The 8,019-nt window shown below is 32.1% G+C and carries 9 protein-coding genes and 1 other annotated feature; all 9 genes read right to left on the bottom strand.

The features are described 5' to 3' along the window. Positions 1-1,854 carry an ABC-F family ATP-binding cassette domain-containing protein gene (locus RR430_RS05770; protein ID WP_332508770.1) on the bottom strand — a complete coding sequence of 618 codons (1,854 nt, stop codon included), beginning with the start codon at positions 1,852-1,854 and terminating at the stop codon, positions 1-3. A gap of 9 nt (positions 1,855-1,863) precedes the next feature. Then, complete coding sequence (locus RR430_RS05765) at positions 1,864-2,676, bottom strand: LicD family protein (RefSeq protein ID WP_332488392.1); 813 nt, start codon at positions 2,674-2,676, stop codon at positions 1,864-1,866. A 90-nt stretch (positions 2,677-2,766) separates the two neighbouring features. Continuing rightward, the gene (gene asnS, locus RR430_RS05760; RefSeq protein ID WP_332488391.1) at positions 2,767-4,149 is read right to left on the bottom strand and encodes an asparagine--tRNA ligase; all 1,383 of its coding nucleotides are present in this window, start codon (positions 4,147-4,149) and stop codon (positions 2,767-2,769) included. Between the two features lie 34 nt (positions 4,150-4,183). Further along, positions 4,184-4,394: a binding site (T-box leader), on the bottom strand. Further along, positions 4,389-5,012 carry a redox-sensing transcriptional repressor Rex gene (locus RR430_RS05755; RefSeq protein ID WP_332488389.1) on the bottom strand — a complete coding sequence of 208 codons (624 nt, stop codon included), beginning with the start codon at positions 5,010-5,012 and terminating at the stop codon, positions 4,389-4,391. It overlaps the preceding feature by 6 nt. A 75-nt stretch (positions 5,013-5,087) precedes the next feature. Next, on the bottom strand, positions 5,088-6,101 hold the full coding sequence (gene tsaD / locus RR430_RS05750; RefSeq protein ID WP_332488387.1) for a tRNA (adenosine(37)-N6)-threonylcarbamoyltransferase complex transferase subunit TsaD: 1,014 nt from the start codon (positions 6,099-6,101) through the stop codon (positions 5,088-5,090). Further along, positions 6,073-6,540 carry a ribosomal protein S18-alanine N-acetyltransferase gene (rimI, locus tag RR430_RS05745; protein WP_332488385.1) on the bottom strand — a complete coding sequence of 156 codons (468 nt, stop codon included), beginning with the start codon at positions 6,538-6,540 and terminating at the stop codon, positions 6,073-6,075. The genes tsaD and rimI overlap by 29 nt, the downstream gene beginning before the upstream one ends. Next, complete coding sequence (tsaB, locus tag RR430_RS05740; protein WP_332508769.1) at positions 6,541-7,137, bottom strand: tRNA (adenosine(37)-N6)-threonylcarbamoyltransferase complex dimerization subunit type 1 TsaB; 597 nt, start codon at positions 7,135-7,137, stop codon at positions 6,541-6,543. Further along, positions 7,134-7,586: a tRNA (adenosine(37)-N6)-threonylcarbamoyltransferase complex ATPase subunit type 1 TsaE gene (gene tsaE, locus RR430_RS05735; RefSeq protein ID WP_332488382.1), complete on the bottom strand. Its 453-nt coding sequence runs from the start codon at positions 7,584-7,586 to the stop codon at positions 7,134-7,136. Before tsaE ends, tsaB begins: the two co-directional genes overlap by 4 nt. Before the next feature lie 43 nt (positions 7,587-7,629). Beyond that, positions 7,630-7,902: a GNAT family N-acetyltransferase gene (locus RR430_RS05730; protein WP_332488380.1), complete on the bottom strand. Its 273-nt coding sequence runs from the start codon at positions 7,900-7,902 to the stop codon at positions 7,630-7,632. Positions 7,903-8,019 lie beyond the last annotated feature (117 nt).

Genomic DNA, 8,019 nt, shown 5'->3' with positions numbered 1-8,019 from the left:
CTAAATTTCACTTAGCTCTTCCCATTTTTGCATCAAATGATTTATCTCATTGTGAATTTGATCTATTTCTTCATCTAAAGCATTCATTTTTTCATAATCATGATAATATTCTGGGTCAAATCTAAGTTCTCTTTTGGCTTCAAGTATTTCCTCTTTTTCACTTATTTGCGTCTCTAACTTTGCAATCTCTCTTTTTGCATTAATTGGCTTTATTTTAGGCTTTTCTTCCTCTTGCTTCATTTGTGGTACTTGTTTTACTTCATCCTGCTTATCGCCATGATCTAAGTATTCTTGATATCCATAAGGATAGAAATGAGCTCCTGAATCATCTAAAAATAAGACCGATGTAGCTATTTTCTTAATAAAATATCGATCATGAGAAACAAATAGAATTGTTCCATCAAATCCTGATAGAGATTCTTCCAATGCTTCTTTTCCTTGAATATCTAAGTGATTTGTAGGTTCATCTAAAACTAAGAAATTAGAATGTTTAAGCAATAGTTTTGCAAATGACAATCTTACTTTCTCTCCACCACTTAATACATCCACAGTTTTAAATACCTCATCTGCACTAAAAAGAAATTGCCCTAATACAGACCGAATTGTTGTTCGATCTAAATCCGGATAATCATCCCATAGCTCTTCTAACACCGTTTTACTTGTATTAAATTGCGCTAATTGTTGATCAAAATAACCTACATCAATTTGATGTCCAAGTAAATAATTACCTGATAGTGCTGGAATAATCCCCATTATTGTTTTTAGTAATGTTGATTTCCCTGTACCATTTGCACCTAATATCGCTATTCTTTGTCCATTTAATACTTCTAAATTAATTTTACTTAATGGCTTATCATACCCAATTACTAAATCTTCAACCTCAAGTACTCTTTTTCCACCTTTTGCTTTCGGTGTGAAATGAGCATGAAATGATCTTGTGTCACCTTCCTCAGGTTTTTCAACACGATCTAATTTCTCTAGATACTTAATTTTTGATTGTGCAAAAGCAGCCTTGTTCTTTTTATATCTAAATTTTTCAATTAACGCTTCTAATCGTTCTATATCTTTTTGTTGTCTTACATAAGCTTTTCCAAGACGTTCAATATCTTGTTTCTTTTGTTCAATATATGATGAATAGTTTCCAATATACTTTTTCATTTCACCATATTCAATTTCATAAACCACTTCTGTAAGTTGATCCAAAAATGTTCTATCGTGACTGACTAAAACAACTGCTTTCTCATATCGTTTTAAATAACCCTCTAACCATTCAATTGTTTCTAAATCTAAGTGATTAGTAGGTTCATCTAATAATAAGATATCCGGTTTACTTAATAGTAGTTTTACAAAAGCAAGCCTTGTTCTTTGTCCACCAGAGAATGTTTCAATCTTACGTTCTAATTCTTCTTTTCTGAAACCAAAACGAGTAAATACGGTAAGTAACTCAGCTTGATAGTTATACCCATTCATTTGTTCAAACTTTTCTTGTGTTTGAGCAAACTTTTCTAATATTTTTTCCGAATGATCTACTGTCATTCGATTAGTTATTTCATCTAATTCCCTTTTACATTCAAATATAGGTTCAAAAACAATATTCATTTCTTCTTGAACAGTTCTATTCTCATCACTGAATGTTGTTTGTGCTAAATATCCTATGGTCGTACCACTCATTTGATGAATGTTCCCACGATCTAGTTCTAATTCATGCGTAATACACTTTAAAAGAGTAGATTTTCCACAACCGTTTCTTCCAACGATTGCAATCTTCTCTGTATTTTTTATTTCAAATTGGACGTCTTCAAAGACAGTTTGTGCTCCAAAGTATTTACATCCTTTGTTAATTTGATAAAGCATAGCTTTCTCCTATAGTTCAATATCTACAATATGTTTGGGTGCTCTTTTATCAATTGGAGGTAACGTATTATAGCTTGGTGCAATTGCTGTACATAAATATTCATGTGGATGATTAGCAATTGGTAGTTTAGTATCTTCAAAATCTACATATTGCACAGGAAATATGTCATCTTTCTTAAATATAAATGGATGTAACGGCGTTTTAAAGGTCCATGTTAAGTCAAACCCAATATACTCTGATCCTTTATTAAGATTTCCATAAAGTCGTGCATTTGACATAAACCAACGTTTTAAAAATACTGGGTTTATATGAAGCATATCAAATGCAATCAAAAATGGCATTAAAATTTGATTTAATAAACGGAATGGCAAATCAATGAATTTATTAGGTGTGCAATAATCATAAACAAAAACATCTACAAATAATCCATCACTATCGCTACAACGATTAGGTAATAGGGTATTTACTTCTTTTAAGTAAGTATCTTTTTTTCTAATCTTCATACCTGGAATTAAGACATTATAACGTTTGTCAGTATCAAAACATTGAAATGTATATTGTTGAGGTAATTCTTTTTTTAAGACATCAATAAAACGAAGATAATCCTCTTTCATCATCGCAATATCAGCATCATCATCCCACGGAATAAAACCCGAATGGCGTACTGCACCTAAAGCAGAACCTCCATTCAACCAGTAAGGAATTTTATTTCGTTGGCAAATTACATCAATATCCTTCAGCATAACTAACAAAACATCTTGAACATCTTTGACAGTTATTTCAGTTCCATCACTTTTTGTTTTTAATACATATTTTTCCATAAAGCACCTCGAGTACTATTGTAATCTAAAATACCCATAAAATAAAGGCTTAGAGTAAGGAAAAGCGATGTCAAATGACATCGCTTAGCATTAAAAGTTTAAGTTTCTTGGAGTTCGTGCGAATGGAATAACATCACGAATGTTTTGCATACCTGTAACATACATGATTAATCTTTCAAATCCTAGACCAAATCCAGCATGTTTACATCCACCATAACGACGTAAATCTAAATACCATTCCATGCCTTTTTCATGTACTCCCATTTCTTTCATTCTTTCAAGTAATACATCCATTCTTTCTTCACGTTGTGATCCACCAACTAATTCACCTACTGAAGGAACTAATAAGTCACAAGCCGCAACTGTTTTATTATCATCATTCACACGCATATAGAATGCTTTAATGTCTTTTGGATAATCAGTTAAGAATACTGGTCCTTTTACTACATGATCTGTAATATAACGTTCATGCTCTGTGTTTAAATCAATACCCCATTCAACTTTATTTTCAAACTTAACATCTGCTTTTAGTAAATGTTCAATAGCTTCAGTATAAGGCATACGAACAAATTCAGAAGTGCGTACCTTTTCTAAACGTTCAAGTAATGTCTTATCAACAAATTCATTAAAGAATTTCATTTCCTCGGGACAGTTATCAAGTACATATTCAATACATGATTTAACCATATCTTCAATTAAATCCATATCATCTAATAAATCTGCAAATGCCATTTCAGGTTCTATCATCCAAAATTCGCTTGCATGTGTAGTGGTATTTGAGTTTTCAGCTCTAAATGTTGGCCCAAATGTATAAACATCTCTAAAAGCTAAAGCAAAAGCCTCTGCATGCAATTGTCCAGATACAGTTAAACTTGCATGTTTACCAAAAAAATCTTCATCATAATTATCATCTTTACGAGTAGTTACAGTAAAAACTTCACCCGCTCCTTCAGCATCATTTCCTGTGATTAAAGGCGCATGCACATATACAAATCCTTGGTTTTGGAAGAATTCATGAATTGCCATTGCAAGTGCAGATCTAACTCTAAATACCGCACTAAATGTATTAGTTCTTGGACGTAAGTGACCAATTTCACGTAAATACTCAAATGAGTGACGTTTCTTTTGTAATGGATATTCATTGTCACAAGATCCTTCTAAAATAACTTCAGTAACTTGAATTTCAAATGGTTGTTTTGCTTCTGGTGTTAAAACAAACTTACCAGTTACTTGAATTGCTGTTCCTGTTAAGTATTTAGATATCGCATCAAAATCATTTAAAGTGCTTGCATATACAAGTTGACAACTTTTAAAATAAGTTCCATCGTTTAATTCAATAAATCCAATAGATCCGTTATTTCGATTTGTACGTACCCATCCTTCGCATTGAACATATTCAATTTGATCAATCTCCATTGCATCACCTGATACAACTAATTCGTAAAGCTCTCTTACTGTCATGAATGTTAACATATTCTCTCTCCTTTGAAATAAAAAAACGTTCCTAACAAGGAACGTAATTAACACGTGGTACCATCCTATTTCGTATGACTATTATCATACCTTTAAGACTTTAACGCAGTCATGCGAGGTTGTCTACTTAAGTTCTCCAACCTAGCTCAGAAATTGTTACATCATCTAACTCCCTTTTTCTAGATTTCACCATCCTAGAATCTCTTTGAAAGTTTATTAGTGTGCTCTTTCATCATCGCTTAATCTTTAAATGAATTTGTTTCAAATACTAATTCTTGAATACTTGAAACAACATCAACAGTTTTAACTACAATATTCTCAGGAACTTGAAAGTGTTCATGAGTAAAATCTACTATACCAGTAATTCCATAAGAAATCAATAGGTCAACAGTTTCTTGAATATTCTTTGAAATACATAGAATCGCAATTCTACAACCCTCAGGCAACCGTTCTTTTAACTCGCTCATATTATATACTGGAACTGATGCACCTGTTACAGCACTTGGATTCAAATCAAATGCGCATACGATTTCTCCAACAACATTATTCCATCTATTATAATTTAATAATGCTTTTCCTAAGTTACCAGCACCGACTAATATTATTTTTTCATCAAACCCAAGACCTAATTCATCACTAAATATTTGAATCAAACTTGCTACATCATAACCAAATCCCTGTTTTCCTAAATTACCTAAAAACGAAAAATCACGGCGAATTGTTGTAGACTTTATAGCAACCTTAGATGCCAAATCTTTTGACATTATTCTTTGGATGCCATCATCTTGTAATTTACGCAATGCTTTTAAATATATAGGGTATCTTTGAAGTGTTGCTTTGGGTACATTTCTATTCTTTTCCATTGTTCATCACCAACTTTAATATAACATAAACTATTTATTTGTGAAAGATTTATTTTTTTGTACAAACACTATAATTTATTCACAATCAATTTCTTTACAAGGATTAGCACTACAATCCAATGTACCAAATAACTTGTGGTTATAAGCTACTGAACCAGCTGCACCTATCATAGCTGCATTATCTGTACAACACCATAAAGGTGGTATCGTTAAATGTACTCCTTCAATAGAACCAATACGTTCAATCATCTTTTCACGAAGTCTTGAATTTGCTGCCACTCCTCCTGCAAGCACAACTTGTTTTGGACTATATTTTTCTACAGCTTTTACAGTTTTATTTACTAATGTATCTAATGCTGTTTCTTGAAAACAATATGCTAAATCAGCAGGTACAATTGATTCGCCCTTTTTTTCTTCTCTTTGAATTAATTGAAGAACTGCCGATTTTAAACCCGAGAATGAAAAGTCTAATTCTTTTTCTGTCTTAGGTGTAGGTAATACATAGTGTTGCTTACCTTCTTTAGCCAATTTATCGATTGCTGGTCCTCCTGGATAAGGTAATCCTAAAACACGTGCAACTTTATCGTATGCTTCTCCAATTGCATCATCCTGAGTTGTACCCAAGATATCAAAACTCCATTCATCTTTCATGTAAACTAATTCAGTATGTCCACCTGAAACAACCAATGCTAGTAAAGGAAATGCTAATGTGTCAACAAATCCATTTGCGTAGATATGTCCTATAATGTGATGCAAAGGAATAAGTGGTTTATTGTGTACCCAAGCTAGTGTTTTAGCTGCTTGAACTCCTACATGCAATGATCCAATTAAACCTGGACCTTGAGTGAATGCAATCGCATCAATTTCATTCATGCCTACACCGGCTGCTTTAAGAGCTTCATCTATTACCACGGAAATATTTTCTACGTGAATTCTTGATGCAACCTCTGGGACAACTCCACCAAACTTTTTATGTACATTAATTTGAGATGAAACAATATTTGATAATATTTCATTCCCATCTTTAACAATGGAACATGCTGTTTCATCACAACTACTTTCAATCGCTAATATAATTTGACTCATCATAACCTCCTATAGCTTTCATCATTAAGAAAGCATCTTCATGGTTATCACTATAATATGACTTACGTGTATTAATTGTTATATAACCAAATTTTTTATATAAATTCTGTGCTACAGTATTACTTACTCTTACTTCTAATGAACAAGTTTCACAACCTGCTTTTATCGATTCTTCTTCTATTTTATTCATCATTATAGTAGCGATACCTTTACCTTGATAATCTTTAGTCACTCCAATTGTTGTGATTTGAGCCTGTTCATATAATGTCCAAAATCCACAATACCCAACTATTTTATTATCTTCTTCTACTACATAATAATGTGCAAACTCATTCTGTTCTAATTCAATTTTAAAATCGTCATAACGCCATGGAAGCGAAAACAATTCTTTTTCAAGAATACTTACTACTTCTAAGTCATCAGATGTCATTACTCTGATCATTTATTTCACCAAGTATTCATCGGATGATTTTAAATATTCTGGAACTAACAAATGAATATTTTCTACTTTTTTCCATTGTGGTTTTAAATCTAAAAATGATTTTGCTAAATCAACATAAATATCTTCTCTACCAATTAAAGTTCCATCACCTAATACTTCTTCATTAGTAATAAATGCACTGATTTCATCTAATGTATATACACCTAAGTCCTCAATTGCTACTCCCTTATTAAATTTACCAAAGTAAGCTCTTTTGCCTCTTGCATCTAATAGCACACAACAATTATCATGATTACCGCTGTATAGTTGTAATGTATTTAGAGTGTAACATGGGATATCTTTTGTTGCACAAAAAACCTTTGCAATCGTCATTGCAATTCTAACTCCTGTATAACTTCCAGGTCCACTAGCAATTACGATTTGATTAATATCTGATGGTTGTACATTTGCTTCTTTACATAATACTTCAAGCTCTGGAAATATAGTCTCAGATTGTTGTTTAAAGCATTCTGTCATACTACTTGCAAGTAAAGCATCATCTTTAATTAATGCTAACGTTAAATGCTTATGACTTGTATCCATACATAATGTAATCATAGTTTTAGTTCTCCTAACAATTCTTCATATTGCTTTCCATTAGTTTTTAAAATAAATTCTCGTGATTCTTCTTCCAATAGTTTAATTTCAATTTCTAAAAACTCATCACTAATCATATCTTGCATATACATAGGCCATTCAATAACCGTTAATCCATCGCCTTGAATCATTTCTTCAAAACCTAAGTCTTGATGTAATCCTTCTAAACGATAAGCATCAAAATGGTATAATTCCATTCTTCCATGATAAATTTTACAAATAGTAAAAGTCGGACTACTAACAGTTCGTTCTATATTTAATCCTTTCGCAATTCCTTGCGTTAGTGTTGTTTTTCCAGCACCTAAATCTCCTGTCAATGTGAAAACCATTTGTGGCTTTGCAGCGAGACCAAGCTGTTTTCCTAACATTTGTGTTTCATCTTTTGAATTTGTAATTACTTTAATTTCCATATTCTAACCTCGCAATAAATATTATAGCACAAAATGAAAAGCACTAATCTATAAGTAGTGCTTGAAATTCAGGATGTTCTGAAAACCATTTAACAGCATAGCTGCAAGAGCAGGTTGCTTTGCGATTAGAGTTCATTAACTCATTAGCTACCATTGTCATTAGTATGCTTGCAATTCCTTGTCCACGTAAGGAATGATCTACAACTGTATGATTTATATCCACTATTCCCGGTTTAACCTCAGGAAATGTTACTTCTGCTAAAACAACATCATCATTAATTAATTGAACTGCATTATTCAGTATTTCATAGTGCATAAATGTACCTCCATGTACATTATCACTATATCTCTTTTATCAATCAAAAACCACTAATATGCTATCACAGAATATAGTAAATAAGCCACAAAAAGGAAAAAAAAAGGATATCCAACA

Source organism: Anaerorhabdus sp. (assembly GCF_036641015.1).
In the GTDB taxonomy this organism is placed as follows: Bacteria; Bacillota_I; Bacilli_A; order Erysipelotrichales; family Erysipelotrichaceae; genus Anaerorhabdus.
This window is presented reverse-complemented; position numbering and strand designations above follow the sequence as displayed.